Genomic DNA, 958 nt, shown 5'->3' on the forward strand with positions numbered 1-958 from the left:
TCGGCCAATTGTTGACCCAACACGTGCAGATGCGCGGGCGTGAGTTTGACCAGGCCCAGCGGGGTTGGATCACACAGACGTTGCCGCAAGGCGTCGAGGGTGTCGTGTTCGGGCAGCAGTTCGACCTGCGCCCCACACAGCAACGGGGCGAGCAGGCTGGTCAAGGTCGCGTCGAAGGACAGCGACGAGGACACCACCGCACTGGGCTGCGGTCGATAGTGTTCGATGGCCCATTGCAGGTAATGCGCCGCACCGGCATGCGTGAGCAAGGTGCCCTTGGGTTGGCCGGTGGAACCGGAGGTGTAGAGGATGTAGGCCAGATTGTCCGGGCACAGGCCAGGGACATCCGGTGCGCCGGGATCGGTCGCGCCGGGATCGGTATGCGTCTGCACTGTGTCGTCGAGAGTGAGCACGCTCACGCGCTGCATGGCGCGAGCGACTGGCTGGCAGACGATCCTGCAGATCGGCGCAGGTCAGCACCGCGCGTGGACGGCTGTCTTCCAGCAGGAAGGCCAGACGTTCGCTGGGCAGTTCCGGATCCAGCGGCACATACGCCGCGCCCGCTTTGAGTGTTGCGAGCACCGCGACCACTTGGTCAATGCCGCGCGGCAGGTACAAGGCGACCCGGCTCTCTAGACCAACGCCGGAGCGACGCAGACGCTGGGCGAGTTGGTTGGCGTGTGCCTCCAGTTCGGCGTAGCGCAGCAGGCGTTGTCCTTGGCGCAGCGCGATGGCCAGACGTTCGCTGGGCAGTTCCGGATCCAGCGGCACATACGCCGCGCCCGCTTTGAGTGTTGCGAGCACCGCGACCACTTGGTCAATGCCGCGCGGCAGGTACAAGGCGACCCGGCTCTCTAGACCAACGCCGGAGCGACGCAGACGCTGGGCGAGTTGGTTGGCGTGTGCCTCCAGTTCGGCGTAGCGCAGCAGGCGTTGTCCTTGGCGCAGCGCGATGGCA

At 66.2% G+C, this 958-nt stretch carries 1 protein-coding gene; it reads right to left on the reverse strand.

The annotated features are described in order from the left end of the window. The coding region (locus XANALMUS060_RS20895) for an AMP-binding protein (protein ID WP_161795504.1) at positions 1-419 on the reverse strand (419 nt) is incomplete at its 3' end. Positions 420-958 lie beyond the last annotated feature (539 nt).

The organism is Xanthomonas sp. MUS 060 (assembly GCF_000963215.1).
Classification (GTDB): Bacteria; Pseudomonadota; Gammaproteobacteria; order Xanthomonadales; family Xanthomonadaceae; genus Xanthomonas_A.